15 protein-coding genes are annotated in these 18,492 nt (G+C 59.3%); 9 read left to right on the top strand and 6 right to left on the bottom strand.

Going from position 1 to position 18,492, the window contains the following annotated elements:
- The first annotated feature begins 110 nt into the window (after positions 1–110).
- From der to AYR47_RS01170, 3 genes are all read left to right on the top strand, one after another.
- Positions 111–1,580: a ribosome biogenesis GTPase Der gene (der, locus tag AYR47_RS01180; RefSeq protein ID WP_016977675.1), complete on the top strand. Its 1,470-nt coding sequence runs from the start codon at positions 111–113 to the stop codon at positions 1,578–1,580.
- A gap of 121 nt (positions 1,581–1,701) precedes the next feature.
- Entirely contained in the window at positions 1,702–2,850 is a 1,149-nt protein-coding gene (locus AYR47_RS01175) for a pyridoxal phosphate-dependent aminotransferase (protein ID WP_033898621.1), read from the top strand.
- Positions 2,838–3,629 (top strand): amidohydrolase, encoded by a 792-nt coding sequence (locus AYR47_RS01170; RefSeq protein WP_033898620.1) that lies wholly within the window; start codon positions 2,838–2,840, stop codon positions 3,627–3,629. The genes AYR47_RS01175 and AYR47_RS01170 overlap by 13 nt, the downstream gene beginning before the upstream one ends.
- A gap of 62 nt (positions 3,630–3,691) precedes the next feature.
- Here AYR47_RS01170 and leuA read toward each other — a convergent pair whose 3' ends face one another.
- The 4 genes from leuA to AYR47_RS01150 form a co-directional block, all read right to left on the bottom strand.
- Positions 3,692–5,371 carry a 2-isopropylmalate synthase gene (leuA, locus tag AYR47_RS01165; RefSeq protein ID WP_016977678.1) on the bottom strand — a complete coding sequence of 560 codons (1,680 nt, stop codon included), beginning with the start codon at positions 5,369–5,371 and terminating at the stop codon, positions 3,692–3,694.
- A gap of 324 nt (positions 5,372–5,695) precedes the next feature.
- A complete protein-coding gene (locus AYR47_RS01160) occupies positions 5,696–6,517 on the bottom strand; it encodes a M23 family metallopeptidase (protein ID WP_061433992.1) in 822 nt (273 codons plus the stop codon).
- Between the two features lie 3 nt (positions 6,518–6,520).
- Positions 6,521–7,900 (bottom strand): exodeoxyribonuclease VII large subunit, encoded by a 1,380-nt coding sequence (gene xseA, locus AYR47_RS01155; RefSeq protein ID WP_061433990.1) that lies wholly within the window; start codon positions 7,898–7,900, stop codon positions 6,521–6,523.
- Positions 7,901–7,909: 9 nt separating this feature from the next.
- Positions 7,910–8,800, bottom strand: coding sequence for a LysR family transcriptional regulator (locus AYR47_RS01150; protein WP_061433988.1), 891 nt, complete (start codon positions 8,798–8,800; stop codon positions 7,910–7,912).
- A 99-nt stretch (positions 8,801–8,899) separates the two neighbouring features.
- Between AYR47_RS01150 and AYR47_RS01145 the strand changes: the two genes are divergently transcribed.
- The 4 genes from AYR47_RS01145 (at position 8,900) to guaA (ending at position 13,506) form a co-directional block, all read left to right on the top strand.
- Positions 8,900–9,667, top strand: coding sequence for a sulfite exporter TauE/SafE family protein (locus AYR47_RS01145; RefSeq protein ID WP_061433986.1), 768 nt, complete (start codon positions 8,900–8,902; stop codon positions 9,665–9,667).
- Between the two features lie 58 nt (positions 9,668–9,725).
- Entirely contained in the window at positions 9,726–10,274 is a 549-nt protein-coding gene (locus AYR47_RS01140) for a hypothetical protein (RefSeq protein WP_021492272.1), read from the top strand.
- Positions 10,275–10,378: 104 nt separating this feature from the next.
- The gene (guaB, locus tag AYR47_RS01135; protein WP_016977684.1) at positions 10,379–11,848 is read left to right on the top strand and encodes an IMP dehydrogenase; all 1,470 of its coding nucleotides are present in this window, start codon (positions 10,379–10,381) and stop codon (positions 11,846–11,848) included.
- Positions 11,849–11,928: 80 nt separating this feature from the next.
- The gene (guaA, locus tag AYR47_RS01130) at positions 11,929–13,506 is read left to right on the top strand and encodes a glutamine-hydrolyzing GMP synthase (RefSeq protein ID WP_016977685.1); all 1,578 of its coding nucleotides are present in this window, start codon (positions 11,929–11,931) and stop codon (positions 13,504–13,506) included.
- Positions 13,507–13,775: 269 nt separating this feature from the next.
- Here the strand turns inward: guaA and AYR47_RS01125 are convergent, their stop codons facing one another.
- Positions 13,776–15,848: a TerD family protein gene (locus AYR47_RS01125; RefSeq protein ID WP_061433984.1), complete on the bottom strand. Its 2,073-nt coding sequence runs from the start codon at positions 15,846–15,848 to the stop codon at positions 13,776–13,778.
- Between the two features lie 384 nt (positions 15,849–16,232).
- Here AYR47_RS01125 and AYR47_RS01120 point away from each other — a divergent pair, with 384 nt between their 5' ends.
- Together AYR47_RS01120 and AYR47_RS01115 are read left to right on the top strand one after the other, a co-directional pair.
- Positions 16,233–16,487: a helix-turn-helix domain-containing protein gene (locus AYR47_RS01120; protein ID WP_061433982.1), complete on the top strand. Its 255-nt coding sequence runs from the start codon at positions 16,233–16,235 to the stop codon at positions 16,485–16,487.
- Positions 16,471–17,706: a type II toxin-antitoxin system HipA family toxin gene (locus tag AYR47_RS01115; RefSeq protein ID WP_061433980.1), complete on the top strand. Its 1,236-nt coding sequence runs from the start codon at positions 16,471–16,473 to the stop codon at positions 17,704–17,706. Before AYR47_RS01120 ends, AYR47_RS01115 begins: the two co-directional genes overlap by 17 nt.
- A 16-nt stretch (positions 17,707–17,722) precedes the next feature.
- Here AYR47_RS01115 and treR read toward each other — a convergent pair whose 3' ends face one another.
- On the bottom strand, positions 17,723–18,427 hold the full coding sequence (treR, locus tag AYR47_RS01110; RefSeq protein ID WP_033898611.1) for a trehalose operon repressor: 705 nt from the start codon (positions 18,425–18,427) through the stop codon (positions 17,723–17,725).
- Positions 18,428–18,492 lie beyond the last annotated feature (65 nt).

Below are 18,492 nucleotides of genomic sequence, written 5' to 3'. Positions count from 1 at the left end.
GGCGGCCCCGCTTCGGCGGGGCATGCGGCATTTGATTATGCTGCCCCGAGCACCAGCCGCTGCCCTGCAGCGGCTTTTGTATTTTCTGAAATAACGAAGTGGAGAGCCGCATGGTTCCCGTAATCGCCCTGGTGGGCCGACCTAACGTCGGCAAGTCCACCTTGTTCAACCGCCTGACCAGGACTCGCGACGCCATCGTCGGCGACTTGTCCGGTCTGACCCGTGATCGCCAATACGGTGAGGCAAAGTGGCAAGGGCGCTCCTACATTATTGTCGACACCGGTGGTATCTCCGGTGACGAGCATGGCATGGACGAAAAGATGGCCGAGCAGTCGCTGCTGGCCATTGAAGAAGCCGATGTCGTGTTGTTCCTGGTGGACGCCCGTGCGGGCTACACCGCTGCTGACCAAATGATTGGCGAGCACCTGCGCAAGCGCAACAAGCGTTCCTATCTGGTCGCGAACAAGATCGACAACATCGATCCTGAAGCGGCCCGTGCCGAATTCAGCCCGATGGGCCTGGGCGATGCGATTCCGGTCGCCGGTGCCCACGGTCGCGGTATCACCCAGATGCTGGAAATTGCCCTGCGCGATTTCCCTAAGGATGATGTCGAGGAAGAAGAGGGCGAAGAGGAAATCGTTGCCGAAGGTGAGGAAGCCAAGCGCATTCCTGGCCCGAGCGAAAAAGACGGTATCAAGATCGCCATCATCGGCCGCCCTAACGTCGGCAAGTCGACGCTGGTCAACCGTATGCTCGGTGAAGACCGGGTTATCGTGTACGACCAACCCGGCACCACCCGCGACAGCATCTACATCCCGTTCGAACGCAACGAGGAAAAGTACACGCTGATCGACACCGCTGGTGTGCGCAAGCGCGGCAAGATCCACGAGGAAGTTGAAAAGTTCTCGGTGGTGAAAACCCTGCAGGCGATCAAAGACGCCAACGTGGTGATCTTCGTGATGGACGCCCGCGAAGGCGTGGTGGACCACGACCTCAACCTGCTGGGCTTTGCCCTGGAGGCCGGTCGGGCACTGGTGATCGCGATCAACAAGTGGGACGGCATGACGCCAAGCGAGCGCGATTTCGTCAAGATCGAGCTGCAACGTCGCCTGTTCTTCGTCGAGTTCGCCGATATCCACTTTATCTCGGCACTGCACGGCACCGGCGTGGGCAACCTCTACGCGTCCGTACAGAACTCGTTCAAGTCCGCGGTCACCCGCTGGCCGACCAACCGCCTGACCCAGATCCTGGAAGACGCGGTTGGCGAGCACGCGCCGCCGATGGTCAACAACCGCCGGATCAAACTGCGTTACGCCCACTTGGGTGGTGCCAACCCGCCGATTATCGTGATCCACGGTAACCAGATCGAGAAGGTGCCGAAGTCCTATGTGCGTTACCTGGAAAACACCTACCGCCGTGTCTTGAAACTGGTCGGTACGCCGATCCGTATCGAGTTCAAGGGTGGCGAGAACCCATACGAAGGCAACAAGAACACACTGACTGACCGTCAGGTGAACAAGAAGCGTCGTTTGATGACTCACCACAAGAAGGCAGACAAGAAGCGCCGTGACAAGAAATAACGGCAGCTTCGAGTTGTGAGAGAGGGCTCCTTTGGAGCCCTTTTTTGTGCGCGGTGGTTTGTGCCTTGACCCGGTGCAGTTGGCAGCTTAAAACTTGGGGCTCACCTGCAGGGGCCTTTCGATGATCACCAGTAAGCTGCCGAATGTCGGCACGACCATTTTCACCACCATGTCGCAACTCGCTGCTGAAACCGGCGCGCTCAACCTGTCCCAGGGCTTCCCGGACTTCAATGGCCCCCAGGCTTTGCTCGATGCGGTGGGCAAGCATATCGCCCTCGGGCATAACCAATATGCGCCTATGACCGGCCTGCCGGTGCTGCGTCAGCAAGTGGCCGCCAAGATCGCCCGCAGTTATGGCGCCACGGTTAATGCCGACAGTGAAGTGACCATCACCCCTGGCGCCACCGAGGCGATCTTCTGCGCAATCCAGGCGGTGATTCGTACTGGCGATGAAGTCATCGTGTTCGACCCCAGCTACGACAGCTATGAGCCTTCGGTGGAGTTGGCTGGTGGCCGCTGTGTGCATGTGCAACTGAGCCAGAATGGCTTTGCCCTCGACTTCGAGAGGATCAAGGCGGCACTGTCACCGCGCACGCGCATGATCATTCTCAATACCCCGCACAACCCGACAGGTGCCTTGATCAGCCGCGCCGAGCTGGACCAATTGGCCGAACTGATCCGTGATCGCGATATCTACCTGGTCAGCGATGAAGTCTACGAACATTTGGTCTTTGACGGCGTGGCCCATGTCAGCGTGTTGGCCCATGAAGAGCTGTATCAGCGCGCGTTCGTGGTCAGCTCTTTCGGCAAGACCTACCACGTCACTGGCTGGAAAACCGGTTATGTCGTCGCACCGCCAGCCCTCACCGCCGAACTGCGCAAGGTGCACCAATACGTCAATTTCTGCGGCGTGACCCCACTGCAATACGCGCTGGCCGACTTCATGGCTGAACACCCGGAGCATGTCGACGAGCTGCCGGCCTTCTACCAGGCCAAGCGTGACCTGTTCTGCGATCTGCTGGCGCCGTCCCGTTTCAGCTTTACCCGAGTGACCGGTACCTACTTCCAACTGGTGGATTACTCACAGATCCGCCCGGACCTGGATGACGTCGCCATGTCTCTTTGGATGACCCGCGAACACGGCGTGGCCACCATCCCGGTCTCGGTGTTCTACCAGACCCCACCCCAAGGCCAGCGCCTGGTGCGCCTGTGCTTTGCCAAACGCGAGGAAACGCTGCGCCAAGCGGCGGAAAAACTATGCGTGATCTGAGTGCACTGCCGAACCTGAATATCGCCCTGGTCCAGACCAGCCTGGCCTGGCATGACCGCCAGGCCAACCTCGAACATTTCGAACTGCTGTTGGAGCAAGCCAAAGGCGCCGATTTGATTGTGTTGCCGGAGATGTTCACCACCGGCTTCTCGATGGAGTCGCAAGCCCTTGCAGAGCCTGAAAACGGCCCGACCCATCATTGGCTCCAGGCCCAGGCGGCGAAGTACAACGCGGTGATCACCGGCAGTGTGATCATCCAGGCCGCCGACGGCAGTCACCGCAACCGCCTGCTGTGGGCGCGGCCGGATGGCGAGGTGTTGCACTACGACAAGCGCCATCTGTTCCGCATGGCCGGTGAACACAATCACTACACGCCGGGCGAACGCCAGGTGCAGTTCGAATTGAAGGGTTGGCGTATTCGCCCGTTGATTTGCTACGACCTGCGTTTCCCGGTGTGGAGCCGCGACGCCCAGGACACCGACCTGCTGCTGTACACCGCCAACTGGCCGGGTGCGCGGCGTTCACACTGGAACCGGTTGCTGCCGGCGCGGGCTATTGAAAACCTGTGCTATGTGGCGGCAGTGAATCGGGTGGGCACGGATGGGAAGGGCTTTGCCTATACCGGTGACAGCCAGGTGCTGGATTTCCAGGGTGAGACCTTGCTCAGTGCAGGGGAGGCGGACGGCGTATTTCAGGTGAGCCTGGATGCGGCGGAGTTGGCGGCATATCGCATGCGGTTTCCCGCGAACCTGGACGCCGATACATTTGAGTTCACTTAAACCCGGTAACGAAAAAGGCCCCTGGACTCTCATCCAGGGGCCTTTCGCATTTCAGCAGCCAGTTACGCCGCTTTGGCTTCCTGCTGGCTCAACGACCGGTTCAGTGCACTGAACAGCGCCTTGAAGCTGGCCGTGGTGATGTTTTCATCAATACCCACGCCATGCACCGGACGCTCACCGTTCACACGCAGCTCGATGTAGGCCGCTGCCTTGGCGTTGGTGCCTGCACCAATCGCATGTTCGTTGTAGTCCATGATCTCCACACCGATCGGCAGGCCAGCCACCAGCGCTTCCAGCGCACCGTTGCCTTTGCCTTTCCAGTGCAGATTGGTTTCGCCCTGGCCCTTGCCGGAGACTTCCACCTCGACAAAGCTGTTGCCGTTTTCTTCCTGCAGGCGATGGCTGACCAGCGCGTACGGGGTGTTGGCTTGCAGGTATTCACGCTGCAGCAAGGCGTAGATCTGCGGCGCGGTCATTTCCAGGCCCACGCGGTCGGTTTCGGCCTGTACTACCTGGCTGAACTCGATCTGCATGCGACGCGGCAAGCTGATGTCGTATTCCTGCTCCAGCAGGTAGGCGATGCCGCCTTTGCCCGACTGGCTGTTCACGCGAATCACCGCCTCGTAGCTGCGGCCGATGTCGGCCGGGTCAATCGGCAAGTACGGTACTTCCCACAGTGCGTCGTCTTTCTGCTGGCTGAAGCCCTTGCGGATGGCGTCTTGGTGGGAGCCAGAGAACGCGGTGTGCACCAGGTCGCCAACGTACGGGTGACGCGGGTGAACCTGGATCTGGTTGCACTCCTCGACGACCTTGCGCACGCCGTCGATGTCGGAGAAGTCCAGCTGCGGGTCGAGGCCCTGGGTGTACATGTTCAGTGCCACGGTGACCAGGTCGACGTTACCGGTACGCTCGCCGTTGCCGAACAGGCAGCCTTCGACACGGTCGGCACCGGCCATCAGGCCCAGCTCGGTGGCGGCTACGCCAGTGCCACGGTCGTTGTGGGTGTGCAGGCTGATGATCACGCTGTCACGACGGTTGATATGGCGACCGAACCACTCGATCTGGTCGGCATAGATGTTCGGCGTGGCGCATTCCACGGTGGCCGGCAGGTTGAGGATCATCTTGTGCTCAGGCGTCGGGTTCCACACCTCGATCACCGCGTCACACACTTCCTTGGCGAACTCCAGCTCAGTGGCGCTGAAGGTCTCCGGGGAGTATTCGAAGGTCCACTGGGTTTCCGGCTGCTGGGCGGCGTACTTGACGAACAGCTTGGCCGCGTTGACTGCGATGGCCTTGATGCCGTCCTTGTCCTGGTTGAACACGATGCGGCGGAAGGACGGCGAGGTGGCGTTGTACAGGTGCACGATGGCCTTCTTGGCGCCGCGCAGGGATTCGAAGGTGCGTGCGATCAAGTCTTCACGGCCCTGGGTCAGCACCTGGATGGTGGTGTCCTCGGGGATATGGTTGTCTTCGATCAGGGTACGTACGAAGTCGAAGTCGGTTTGCGAGGCGGCAGGGAACGATGCTTCGATTTCCTTCACGCCGACGGCAACCAGGGTCTTCCAGAAACGCAGCTTTTTCACCGCGTCCATCGGCTCGATCAGCGACTGGTTGCCATCACGCAGGTCCGAGCTGCACCAGATCGGCGCTTCGGTGATGGTCTTCGACGGCCAGGTGCGGTCCGGGATGTCGATGGTCGGGAACGCGCGGTACTTCGAAGACGGGTCTTTGAGCATGCTCATCGGGAAATCCTTTGTTGTAGGGGCCGAGAAAAGGCGGCCTGCCGTAGAACTGTTTTTGGGGATAAAACGTAAAGACGAGGCAGATCGATTCAGCCTGGCAGTCGTGCGCTGACAAGGCACAGGCTGCGGTGCTGGCGGAGCTGAATGAGGGTGTGAGAGGTTTTCATAAGCCCAACCCTAACCGTCGGGGTGAAAGATGGCAAGCAGTCGCTAAAAATTGAGAGAAGTTCTGCTATCTGTGTAGGAAACGAGATTTTGTGCCTAAATATGTGTAGAGGGCTTGCTTTAATTGCGCACCCATTATCAGGCGCGCAATCGAGCGTTTCAGGGTTGGAATGCACCGATAAAGATCGCCGGATCGACCCGTGCGTCGTTCAGGCTGACGTTCCAGTGCATGTGCGGCCCGGTCGCGCGGCCCGTGGCTCCGACTTTACCCACCACCGCGCCACGCGTGAGCTGGTCACCGACTTTCACATCGATCTTCGACATGTGGCAGAACATGCTGATAAAGCCCTGGCCGTGGTCGACGAACACGGTATTGCCGTTGAAGAAGTAGTTGCCCACCAGAATCACTTTGCCGTTGGCCGGCGTCTTGATCGGCGTACCGGCCGGCACGGCAAAGTCCAGGCCCGAGTGGGGATTGCGCTCTTCACCGTTGAAGAAACGTCGTACGCCGAACTTGCTCGACAGCGGCCCGTTTACCGGTTTGTCCAACACCAGGTTGCTCGGCAGGTTCGGGCTGAAACTGCGGTAAGCCTTGATCTGCACCGCCAGCTCCGCCTCGATGCGTTTCAGCTGTGCCGGATCGGGGTTTACCTGGCTTTTGTTTTTCAGGGTGATGCGCTGTTCCGGGTACTTCTTGTAGCCAACGATAAACGGCAGGTTGCGCCCGCCGCTGCTTATGCGTTCGTTGCCGGGCTTGACCGTCAACGGGATGCCAACAATCGCCAGCCAGTTGTCCGCTTCCTTCACCACCAGCACTGGCTTGCCCAGGTACGTGGCCTTGGGCGCGGCGGCGGAAGGGCCCAGTTCGACCACGGCAACGCCGCCCGGCACCGGCTTGTTCAAGGTGCGGGTGATGTAGCTATCGGCATGGGCATTAAAGGCAAGGCACAGCAGCATCAACACACTAAAGAGACGTGGCATCAATCAATCCAATAACGAAAGGGTGACGGGTGTCAGGTGGTTGTCTTCCACCCGCACTTGCAATTGGCCCTCACCGAGACGCGCGGTGAGGCGCTGGCCGGTGTGGGTCTGCGCGGCGTTGCGAATGGCCTGGCCGTGCTCGTCCAGCAAGATGCTGTAGCCACGGCCCAGGGTCGCCAATGGGCTGACCACGTGCAGCGTCTGCATCTGGCTTTGCAGTTGCAGGCGCCGCGCCTTGAGGCCTTCGCGCATGGCGCGGGGCAGCCGTTCAGCGAGGCTGTCCAAGCGTTGGCGCAAGAGGGCCAGTTGGCGACCGGGGTGTTGGCCGGCGAGGCGGGTTTCCAGGCGGATCAGGCGCTCGCGGCGGGTATTGAGGCTACGCTCGAAGGCGCGGCGCAGGCGCATGTCCAGGTCATCCAGGCGCTGGGCCTGCTGGCGCAGACGTTCGCCAGGGTGACGCAGGCGTCGCGCCATGCCTTCCAAGCGCAGGCGGTCATGGCTCAGGCGATTGCGCATCAGCATCACCAGGCGGCGATGCAGGTTTTCAACCTGACGCACCAGATGACTGGCGTCCGGCGCGAGCAATTCGGCTGCGGCGGAGGGCGTAGGGGCGCGCACGTCGGCCACGAAGTCGCTGATGGACACATCGGTCTCATGCCCGACGGCGCTGACGATTGGCGTGACGCAGGCGTCCACCGCACGGGCCACGGCTTCTTCGTTGAAGCACCAGAGGTCCTCCAGCGAACCGCCGCCACGGGCCAGGATCAGCGCATCGAAGCCGCGTGCATCCGCCAGTTTCAGTGCGCGCACAATCTGTGGGATGGCTTCGCGGCCTTGCACGGCGGTGGGGATCAGGGTCAGTTCAATGTTTGGCGCACGGCGACGGAACACGCTGATGATGTCGCGGATCACCGCGCCGGTCGGCGAACTGATGATGCCGATGCGCCGAGGGTGCGCTGGCAGTGGCACTTTGCGTTCAGCGCTGAACAGGCCTTCGGCGCTGAGCTTTTCCTTCAGCGCGTCGAACGCCAGGCGCAATGCCCCATCACCGGCCGGCTCCACGGTATCGAGGATCAGTTGGTAATCACCCCGGCCCTCAAACAAAGAGACTTTGCCGCGCACCTTCACCGCCAGGCCATCTTTCAGCGCCTGCCGCACCCGCGCGGCGTTGTTGCGAAACAGCGCGCAACGCACCTGGGCGCCGCTGTCCTTGAGGGTGAAATACACATGGCCGGAAGCCGGGCGGGCGAGGTTGGAGATCTCGCCTTCGACCCAGATATTGGTGAACACGTCTTCCAGCAACACCCGCGCACGGCCGTTGAGCTGCGTGACAGTCAGGACTTCGCGGTCCAGGCCCAGACGGGCAAAAGGATCTTTAATCATGGCGGCAGTTTATAGGCATTCGTGCAAGGTTTGGCAGAATTGCTCCACCAGCGCGCTCGGCTTCTGCGCGCAGGCCAGGGCCACGGTGCTGAGGCAGTCCGGGTCGGCCAGGGGCAAAAAGTGCACAGTGGCAGGGGCGATGTCCTGCATGGATTTTGGTAACAAGGCAATACCAAAGCCGGCCTGGATCAACTGCAACTGGGTGGTCTTGCGTGACATCACCCGCGCGGCCTTGGGGAAAAATCCTGCACGCATGCACAGCTCGGCTGACAGATAACTCAAGCCGCCACGCTGGGGATGGGGGATCGAGATAAACGCTTCGTCCTTCAATTGCTCCAGTTCGATGGGCGCAGTGTTGCGTGCCAGCCGATGATTCGGCGGCACTGCCAGCAACAGTTGCTCGCGATATAAAGGTACGACTCGCACGCCCTCGCGCTGGCGCAACACAGGCAGGCGCAACAACCCGACCTCCAGGCGACCGTCGGCGATTTCTTCCAACTGCGCTTCGGAGGACAGTTTGACGATGTCCATCGATACCCCTGGGCAGCGTTCCAGCCAGGTGCTGATGCCTTGCAGCAATGGGCCGCTCATCGGCACGGTACTTGAGTGGCTCAGGCGCAGCGTGCCCAGTTCGCCGTTGCCCACTTGCGTTGCCATTTCACTGGCCTTGATCAGCTCACTCAGCAGGTTGCGTGCTCGCGGGTAGAAGGCTTCACCCGCGGCGGTGAGTCGCGGTTGGCGTGCAGTCCGCTCAAACAGGGGCGTTTGCAGCTGGGTTTCCAGCTCCTTGATCTGTCGGCTCAAGGCGGACTGCGCCACAAACAAACGCTCGGCGGCGGCGCTGAAGCTGCCACTGTCGGCGATTTCGACGAAGTAACGCAGTTGGCGGGTGGAAATCACACGTCATGCCTTTTCGAGATGGGTGGAGGGCTTTGAAGATATTAGTCGCATCCCTCGCCGCTGGCTAAAGTGATGGCTATCTCGAATAAGGAATAACCCATGAACCCGGCTGAGCTGATGAGCCAATGGTCGTTTGGCGGTGTGGATTGGCTGGTAATCGGCCTGGGCATTGTCGTGGCCTATATCGTGTTCGGTATCGCGGGATTTGGCACCGCATTGGTGGCAGGGCCGCTGCTGATCCTGTTCATGCCGCTGTCGAAGATCATCCCACTGTTGGTGCTGCTGGATTTTGTCGCGGCATTTGGCAATCTGCTGCAATCGCGGCAGGACGTAAATAAGCCGGAATTGCTGCGCTTGCTGCCGTGCATGGCGATTGGTTGCACATTGGGCGTGGTGTTTTTGCTCAACCTGCATTCGGATTTGTTGCTGTTGCTGATGGGCATGTTCATCAGTGCCTACGCCCTCTACAGCCTGGCGGTAAAGGCGCGCCCGACGCAGATGGCGGCGGGTTGGTCGGTTCCCATGGGCACCGTCGGTGGTTTATTCGGCGCATTGTTTGGCAGTGGCGGCTTTCTCTATGCGATCTATCTGAACAGCCGCCTGCCCAAGGACGCGGCGCGCGCCACCCAGAGTGCGTTGATCAGTTGCAGCACAGTGGTGCGCCTGAGCCTGTTCTTGATTGCCGGGGTGTATGCGGATTGGCCGTTGTTGATGTTGGCTGTATGCCTGTTGCCGGCGATGGCCCTGGGACTCTGGTTTGCTCGTAGATTGACCCTGCGCATGTCGCGGGAGGCGTTTGTGAGATTGGTGACCTGGCTGGTGTTGGCCAGTGGTATTGCGTTGATTGGGCGATACCTGAGCACTTGACCTGCGGGTGCCAAAGATTAAGCTGCCTGCCGCAGAAATCTATTTGGCACTTTGAACCATGAACTCCCAAAGCATCCTTGTCCCGAAAATCTCCACTTTGCCCGTCCACGAACCCCGCGCCCGGGCAATCGTGCGTTGGCTGGTGCGCAAGAACATCATCAAGGAAGAGCTGACCACTTGCGGCCGCACCGGCAACCGCATGGGCTATGCCCTGGCCGACGGCGCCCGCGCCGTGGTGTTGTACCCCGAGGCGCTGCCGTTCAACGAGCCGATCAACGGCCTGGAAATCATCTACAAGCGCTGCATCTACACACCGGCCAAGGGCTTTCTCGAAGAAGCCGGCTGCCCGGAATGCCGCAAGGAAGTCGGCGAAGCCCTGTTCGAAAGCCTGGAAGACTGGATGCCCGGCCACACCGACAACTTCACCTGCCCGCTGTGTGGGCATGAAGACGACATCAACGGATTCCTGTTCCTACAGGAATGCGGGTTTTCCAACCTGGGATTCATCTTCAACAACTGGGCGGAGGCGGGGTTCAAGCAGAGTTTTATCGACGAATTCGCCGATTGGCTGGACCAGAAGATGAGTTGGGTCAAAGTCGAGTTGTAACCCATCTATCAGTATTCCCAAGTTTGTCAGAGTTTTACATTGAGCCCGGCAGGGTGCATGTATATAATGGCGCGCTTCCATTTTCCCGCTCGGGAGCCCCCGCGATGCTGCGTATCAGCCAAGAAGCTCTGACATTCGACGACATTCTCCTAGTGCCCGGTTATTCCGAGGTGCTTCCTAACGAAGTCAGTCTCAAGACCCGCCTAACCCGTGGCATCGAGCTGAATATTCCCCTTGTTTCCGCTGCCATGGACACCGTCACTGAAGCCCGTCTGGCCATCGCCATGGCTCAGGAAGGCGGCATCGGCATCATCCACAAGAACATGACCATCGAGCAGCAAGCTGCCGAAGTGCGCAAGGTCAAGCGTTACGAAGCCGGTGTGGTGAAAGATCCGATCACCATCGAAGCCGACGCCACCGTGCGTGACCTGTTCGACCTGACCCGCCTGCACAACATCTCCGGCGTTCCGGTGCTGCACGATGGCGACCTGGTCGGCATCGTCACTTCCCGTGACGTGCGTTTCGAGAACCGTCTTGAAGTTACCGTCCGTGAAGTGATGACGCCCAAAGAGCGTCTGGTCACTGTCAAGGAAGGCGCCGACAAGAACGATGTGCGCGAACTGCTGCACAAGCACCGCATCGAGCGCGTGCTGATCGTCGACGACAAATTCGCCCTCAAAGGCATGATGACCGTCAACGACATCGAAAAAGCCAAGGCTTACCCGCTGGCCAGCAAGGATGACCAGGGTCGTCTGCGCGTTGGCGCGGCGGTCGGCACCGGTAAAGACACCGGTGACCGCGTTTCGGCCCTGGTCGCTGCCGGCGTTGACGTGGTGGTGGTCGACACCGCCCACGGTCACTCCAAAGGCGTGATCGACCGCGTGCGTTGGGTCAAACAGAATTTCCCTGACGTGCAAGTGATCGGCGGCAACATCGCCACCGGCGCTGCCGCCAAGGCCCTGGCCGAAGCGGGCGCGGATGCGGTCAAGGTCGGTATCGGCCCGGGCTCGATCTGCACCACCCGTATCGTTGCCGGTGTGGGCGTGCCGCAAATCAGCGCCATCGCCAACGTCGCCGCTGCCCTTGAAGGCACGGGCGTTCCGTTGATCGCCGACGGTGGCATCCGTTTCTCCGGTGACCTGTCCAAGGCCATCGTAGCCGGTGCTTCCTGCGTGATGATGGGCTCGATGTTCGCCGGTACTGAAGAAGCGCCAGGCGAGATCGAACTGTTCCAGGGCCGTTCATACAAGGCTTACCGCGGCATGGGTTCGCTGGGCGCCATGTCCCAGGCGCAAGGTTCTTCCGACCGTTACTTCCAGGACTCCTCGGCAGGCGCCGAGAAGCTCGTTCCGGAAGGCATCGAAGGCCGTGTGCCGTACAAAGGCACCCTGAGCGCGATCATCCATCAACTGATGGGCGGCCTGCGTTCCTCGATGGGCTACACCGGCAGCGCCGACATCGAAGAAATGCGCACCAAGCCAGAGTTCGTACGGATTACCGGCGCCGGCATGGCTGAATCCCATGTCCACGACGTGCAGATCACCAAGGAAGCGCCAAACTACCGCGTAGGTTGATGCTTCCAGCAAAATGTTAAGTAACCGGGGCTGTTCTTCAGCCCCGAGTTGTTTCTGATTCATTAGACGAGACTGACTTCATGGCCCTCGACATTCACGCCCACCGTATCCTGATCCTCGATTTCGGTTCCCAGTACACCCAGCTGATCGCCCGTCGCGTGCGTGAAATCGGCGTGTACTGCGAACTGCATCCGTTCGACATGGACGACGAAGCGATCCGCGAATTCGCACCGAAAGGCGTCATCCTCGCCGGTGGCCCAGAGTCCGTGCACGAAGCCAACAGCCCGCGCTGCCCGCAAGCCGTATTCGACCTGGGCGTCCCGGTCTTCGGCATCTGCTACGGCATGCAGACCATGGCCGAGCAACTGGGCGGCAAGGTTGAAGGTTCCGAGCTGCGTGAATTCGGTTATGCCCGTGTCGACGTGGTTGGCAAGAGCCGCCTGCTGGACGGCATCGAAGACCACGTCGACGCCGACGGCCTGTTCGGCCTCGACGTGTGGATGAGCCACGGTGACAAGGTCACCAAGATGCCGGAAGACTTCCATATCCTGGCCAGCACCCCGAGCTGCCCGATCGCCGGCATGTTCAGCGACGAGCGTCGTTACTACGGCGTGCAGTTCCACCCGGAAGTGACCCACACCAAGCAAGGCGGCCGCATCCTGTCGCGCTTCATCCTCGACATCTGCGAGTGTGAAGCCCTGTGGACCCCGTCGAAAATCGCTGAAGACGCCATCGCCCAGGTTCGCGCCCAGGTCGGCACCGACAACGTACTGCTCGGCTTGTCCGGCGGCGTTGACTCTTCGGTAGTTGCTGCCCTGCTGCACAAAGCCATCGGCGACCAACTGACCTGCGTCTTCGTCGACAACGGCCTGCTGCGCCTGCACGAAGGCGAGCAAGTGATGGCCATGTTCGCCGAGAACATGGGCGTCAAGGTGATCCGCGCCAACGCTGAAGATCAGTTCTTGAACAACCTGGCCGGCGAGTCCGATCCAGAGAAGAAGCGCAAGATCATCGGCCGCACCTTCATCGACGTGTTCGATGCCCAGTCCAACAAACTGGACAACATCAAGTACCTCGCCCAGGGCACCATCTACCCTGACGTGATCGAGTCGGCTGGCGCCAAGAGCGGCAAGGCCCACGTGATCAAGTCACACCACAACGTGGGTGGCCTGCCTGAGGAAATGAACCTCAAGCTGGTAGAACCGCTGCGCGAACTGTTCAAGGACGAAGTCCGCCGTCTGGGCCTGGAACTCGGCCTGCCGTACGACATGGTCTACCGCCACCCATTCCCAGGCCCGGGCCTGGGTGTGCGCATCCTCGGCGAAGTGAAAAAGGAATACGCCGACCTGCTGCGTCGCGCCGACCACATCTTCATCGAAGAACTGCGCAAAGCCGACTGGTACCACAAAGTCAGCCAGGCATTCGTGGTGTTCCAGCCGGTGAAATCGGTTGGCGTGGTTGGCGATGGCCGCCGTTACGCCTGGGTCGTTGCCCTGCGTGCGGTAGAAACCATCGACTTCATGACTGCCCGCTGGGCACACCTGCCGTACGAACTGCTGGAAACTGTCAGCGGTCGTATCATCAATGAGATCGAAGGTATCTCGCGCGTTACTTACGACGTGTCGAGCAAGCCGCCGGCGACGATTGAGTGGGAGTGATCCTGCGCTAGCAGGTGAATGCTGAACCACAAAACCCCGGCCATGTGCCGGGGTTTTGTATTGTGGAATAAAGTAAATCAAATACCACCGACCTAATTGTAGGAGCTGGCTTGCCGGCGATGGCATCACCTCGGTATGGCTTGATACCCAGGCGTCTGCATCGCAGGCAAGCCAGTTCCCACAGTTGATCTGTCTGGCCTTACCGCAGCGCGATATCCGAACAGCAAAACATTTACGTTTTCAACGAACGGCTCAGGCTGGCGTAGGTATTAGAGAAACTGTGATCGAATCAAATCCGTATCGAACGGTGTTATACCTTGATCAGGCGCAAACACCGTCTGTGCCTGCTGCGGTGAAGCCACTCGTTCTCCCCGTGCTCGAACATGTAGATTGAACAGAGTCTCCAAATCTGGCCTTGGTGTATGTACCAATGCTCGCAACATCAGCGATACCCCACTGAGGTTGTTCTCGACGTTGTTCCACCGCGCAGATGACGTGAGCCCCAGGTCGGCCCAAATCATGCGTCGTTCCTGCACATCCATCACGAATGGCAGACAGATCGCTGTATCGGATGCGATATCGATACGGTCGAACACGGAGCGCGGCTCAAAGACTTCACCCGACGCCGTGTCGACGCGGGCCATCCAGCCAGCGAAGCATTCTGGAAGATCGCAGTACGGCTGTTCGGTGAATGAGTTGACAGACGTGACGACATAGCGGATGCCCTTCTCGACAAGGACATCAAGGTCGAGGTCGATGAATTCCGAAGCCCCTTCGGGCGCGTCGACGATGTCGCCACTGTGGTAGCCGCCGAAACCCTTCAGGTTGTAGTACGCGACCGTTTCTTTGAACACGAAGTTGGCGTCGAAAAATGCGGCGGACAAGTCGATGTCCGTGCGTCCACGGCCGTTCTTCCACCACAGGAACAGGCGAATGAAGCGTGTGTCAGGCATAGGCAGCCGACTGCCCCGCACCAGCGTACGTAGCGACTTCGATGAGGCACGCTGCGCCAGCGGCACCCGGTATTCGCGTAATGCTGGATCGATGAAACAGCGGCCTAGTGGCGGTAGCGACGCAAAACGCGTAACGAGTGCGTCCTCGCAAATTCTGGCTGCACGCGCCAACACGTCGGGAGCGAGAGGTTCGCGTCGATCCTTGATGCCATAGACTTTGGCAAATGCACCTTTCGGCGTGAAGGCCCGCAGTGGGAGGGGGCGCGGCGCACGTACCTGGGCCAGTACCTGCAGTAGCACAGGAGAGGAAACTTGTGTCGCAACCGACTCGAACGCGTCGAGAACCGACTCTGGTTCCGTCGCGCGCCGCAGGGTCGCGTCCAGCCGTCGTGCGAACTCCCCAGGACGGCTCAGTAGTAGGGACGTAAGCGTGGTGATGTGACGCTGGGCAAACAATGTTTCGACACGTGATCCAAATGAGGCTGGCGCTTCGTTGCGACGTGCTGCCGTGATGGCGGCTAGCGCGCGTGGGTATTTATCGGCGTAGTCGCCCGGATGCAGTACTTCAGCCAGGCGTTTCCAGCGCTCAGCATGGCGCATCACGTCTTCTACAGCGTTGGGTATTTGGTCGAGTAGGCGTAAAAGCAGACGGCGTATCGAGCGCTTCATCGCTGTGAAACGCGTCGAAGCTGTCGCTAATGACACGTCTCCACCACTCAGGGCGACCGCGAGTCGTAGCACATCAGTCGCTGTTTCGACGTTTTTCTCAAGGAATGTGTCCACCCGTGCATCGCCTGCTACCTGCAGGATAAGTGCGCCGCCAACCTGTGCACGGATCTCCCGGAACGGAATGGCTTCAGGCAGTAGGCGGAACACATCGTTTTTGTACGTTCGGATAAACCAGGCGACATCAGCGGCTTCCTCTTCGGAAAGCGAAGTGCGCGATGAAACCAGTGGCTCAAGCAGCGCCTCAAATTCATCGATGCTTCCCGGTTCGATAACGCGGGATATGAAGTTGCCCTCCAGCATCGCAGGTCGGGAATATTCAGTTGGCGGTAAACGCAGAAGCGTGAAGTAGTGAATGACGGCGTTAAGGTACAACTCCGCCTCTGAGGCCGTCAGAACCTGCTCTGGAAAGTCAGGATAAAATGGTTTGTGGTGGACATGAGCTCCAGTTTGCCGACGCAGGACTCCAACAATTTCGTGCAACCAGTGCTTGAGTTCTGTCGCTGACAACATGCCGATTTGCGCAATCAGAGGCTCTGATAGTACGCATCGGAATACCGCGACTTCCCGGACAGCGGACGCGACCTGAGCGCGCGTGGCACCGCCAGTTCCCACCGGGACGTGAACTTTGCTACGGCGACGCAGGAAAAGATCCTGATTCATGCTTGTTTCTCTCCCTTGGCCGCCGTCGTAGACGAGTTGCAGTATGGTTTTACAACTGATGTAAAAACGCCTGCAAGAAGCAGGCGCAGTGTGGAGAGCGAAACCCCTAGGTCATAGGAGGTTAGAAGGAAGGTGTTCCATAGCCACGAACGCATCCTACGGAAGGTTGTATTTGTTTGCCAAGTAGCGGCGTATCTCAACGGTAACAAGCTGCTTCGCAGGCTACGTCTTTGCACAGTCTGCTTGGCGAGATGTTTGTGTTTCTGGTGTGTGAAGACTCAACGATCCACGCGCGAACAAAGCACTATTCAAACCTAAGTGCATCGTATAGGGTGCACTAATGCAATATTATTAATTTTTGCATTGTATTGGATGCAATTTGATATGAACGATTTAGGATTGCTGATCAAAAGCCTCCGCAAAGCCGCAGGCCTCTCACAAACCCAGCTCGCGCAACGGCATGGCATGAGTCGCGCCACTATCTCCGGGATTGAGAACAATACCATCCCGGAAGTGGGAATTCGCAAGGTCGCAGCCATTCTTGAGGGCTTGGGATATGAGTTGACCGCCATTCCCAAACGTCGGCGCATGACCCTTGATGAGCTGAAATCGGAGAACATCCATGACCCGTCAAAGTGAGCGGCTCTATATCGGTGCTGGCGGCGTACCTGCTGGGACGCTCGGGCGGGGTGGGGAGAACCGGCGCGATACGGTTTTCTCGTATAACGAAACGGTCGGCGAAGAGAATGCCGTTTCTCTGACGATGCCGGTGCGCCTGGAGAGTTACAACTGGGAGTACGGGATCCATCCTCTGTTCGAGATGCACATCCCCGAGGGGCATCTCAAGGATGAGCTGGTGCGACGCTTCAGCAAGTCAGTGCGCGGCTTTGACGACTTCGCTTTGCTGGGGATTGTAGGTCCACACCAGTTGGGACGTATCAGCGTTGCTCATGACGCGGGTGGTGAGTCATTGCCTGAGGTCAAGCTCTCCGAGCTGTTGGTCTATGACGGGGCGAAAGACCTGTTTGACGACCTTCTGAAAACCTACGCAGCCTACTCGGGAGTGTCGGGTGTTCAACCCAAGGTTTTGGTGCGCGATGTTGACGACATGGCCCCCGGTATTGAGCGTCTCACCCATCGGGGCGCGACTCACTTGGTGAAGGCGTTCAATGAATCTGACTTTCCACAGTTGGCGGCCAATGAGTTTTTCTGCATGCGGGCTGCATTCCATTGCGGCCTTGAGGTGCCTGAATTCCAGCTCAGCCAGCACGGGAAATTCCTGGTGGTGAAACGGTTCGACATCAGTGAAAACGACTACCTTGGATTTGAAGATATGTGCGTTTTATCGGGATGGGGAACCGCGAAGAAGTACGACGGAAGCTACCAGGGATGCGCGAAGCTGATCAGGTCATTTGTCACGCCAAGCCGTGTCACCAGAACGCTGGAAGACTTCTTCTTGATGGTGGCGCTTTCTGCCGGCATCCAGAACGGTGACGCACACCTGAAAAACTACGGCTTGTTGTACGAGAATTGCGCAGAGGACGCGGACGTTTGGCTGGCACCTGCTTACGATCTGGTGACCACTACCGTGTACAGCAGCAATGACATAATGGGCTTGCTGCTCGGCGGTTCGAAGGCCTGGCCGAAGCGCAAGATGCTGGTCCAGTTCGGACGCAGTGCGTGCAGTTTGACCGAAGCCCGCTGCAACGAACTGCTGGCCAGAGTGCAGGACGGAATGACCCGCGCGATGACGGAGCTTTCAGAATACCGAAGCACTCATCCAGAGTTCGAGGTGGTTGGGGAGAAGATGACCGCAGCCTGGTCGGCAGGGCTGGCGAAAAGCATCGCAGTGCAATGATCTTCCCGACGGATGCTTACCGTCGCGCAATATCCGAGAAGTAAAACTTATCCAACGTATGCCGCGACTCGGTGTACTCGAACTGCCGCCCATCCTGCAAGAATGTCTGGTTACTCACCACGATCACATGGCTCTGACCTTCGAGGTCGAGGTGTGTCTGGTCGTCCTTGCCGCGCGGCAGAGCCTCGATGGTGCGTTGGGCGTAGGCGATTTGCAGCTGCAACGTCTGTTCGATAAATGCGTAGATCGACTGTTCGGCAATCGAGCGGTCCAACCCCGGGATCACCTCGGCGACGAAGTGGTTGATGTCGAGGATCACGCGTTTACCGCCGATGCGCCGTACCCGTTTGATGCGGGTGATCAGGGTGCCGGGTTCGGCTTCGATGTGTTGCAGCAGCGAACCTTCCAGCGGGAACTGCGTGAATTCGACCACTTCGGTGCGTACGTCATCACCCAGGTCGGCGTGGGTTTCGTGGAAGCTGACGATGCCGCCCAGTTGGAACTCGATCGGGTTGGGCGACAACACGAAGGTGCCCTTGCCGTGGATCTTTTGCGCAAACCCACGCTCCTGCAACTGCTCGATGGCCCGACGCACGGTGCCTCGGCTGGCCTGGTAGCTGTCCATCAGTTCGGTTTCGGAGGGAAGGCGTGTGCCGCGCTGCAGGCGTTCGGTGGTGATGCTGGCAAGCAGATCCGTGTAGATCTGGTTGTATTTGCTCATGGGGATGGCTCTGTGCCTTTGCGTTCAGGCAGGAACCTTAGTGGCATGGCTGGGGTTTGTCCATT

Origin of the sequence: Pseudomonas azotoformans (genome assembly GCF_001579805.1) — a bacterium.
GTDB classification, from domain to species: Bacteria; Pseudomonadota; Gammaproteobacteria; order Pseudomonadales; family Pseudomonadaceae; genus Aquipseudomonas; species Aquipseudomonas azotoformans_A.
The sequence above is the reverse complement of the archived record's forward strand: the minus strand, read 5'-3'. Positions and strand labels throughout refer to the sequence as shown.

Coding starts and splice junctions, on each gene's coding strand:
- AYR47_RS01145 (WP_061433986.1), top strand. CDS start 8,900: ATGAACCCGGCTGAGCTGATGAGCCAATGGTCGTTTGGCGGTGTGGAT.
- der (WP_016977675.1), top strand. CDS start 111: ATGGTTCCCGTAATCGCCCTGGTGGGCCGACCTAACGTCGGCAAGTCC.
- AYR47_RS01140 (WP_021492272.1), top strand. CDS start 9,726: ATGAACTCCCAAAGCATCCTTGTCCCGAAAATCTCCACTTTGCCCGTC.
- AYR47_RS01160 (WP_061433992.1), bottom strand. CDS start 6,517: ATGCCACGTCTCTTTAGTGTGTTGATGCTGCTGTGCCTTGCCTTTAAT.
- AYR47_RS01120 (WP_061433982.1), top strand. CDS start 16,233: ATGAACGATTTAGGATTGCTGATCAAAAGCCTCCGCAAAGCCGCAGGC.
- AYR47_RS01115 (WP_061433980.1), top strand. CDS start 16,471: ATGACCCGTCAAAGTGAGCGGCTCTATATCGGTGCTGGCGGCGTACCT.
- AYR47_RS01175 (WP_033898621.1), top strand. CDS start 1,702: ATGATCACCAGTAAGCTGCCGAATGTCGGCACGACCATTTTCACCACC.
- xseA (WP_061433990.1), bottom strand. CDS start 7,900: ATGATTAAAGATCCTTTTGCCCGTCTGGGCCTGGACCGCGAAGTCCTG.
- AYR47_RS01170 (WP_033898620.1), top strand. CDS start 2,838: ATGCGTGATCTGAGTGCACTGCCGAACCTGAATATCGCCCTGGTCCAG.
- guaB (WP_016977684.1), top strand. CDS start 10,379: ATGCTGCGTATCAGCCAAGAAGCTCTGACATTCGACGACATTCTCCTA.
- guaA (WP_016977685.1), top strand. CDS start 11,929: ATGGCCCTCGACATTCACGCCCACCGTATCCTGATCCTCGATTTCGGT.
- treR (WP_033898611.1), bottom strand. CDS start 18,427: ATGAGCAAATACAACCAGATCTACACGGATCTGCTTGCCAGCATCACC.
- leuA (WP_016977678.1), bottom strand. CDS start 5,371: ATGAGCATGCTCAAAGACCCGTCTTCGAAGTACCGCGCGTTCCCGACC.
- AYR47_RS01125 (WP_061433984.1), bottom strand. CDS start 15,848: ATGAATCAGGATCTTTTCCTGCGTCGCCGTAGCAAAGTTCACGTCCCG.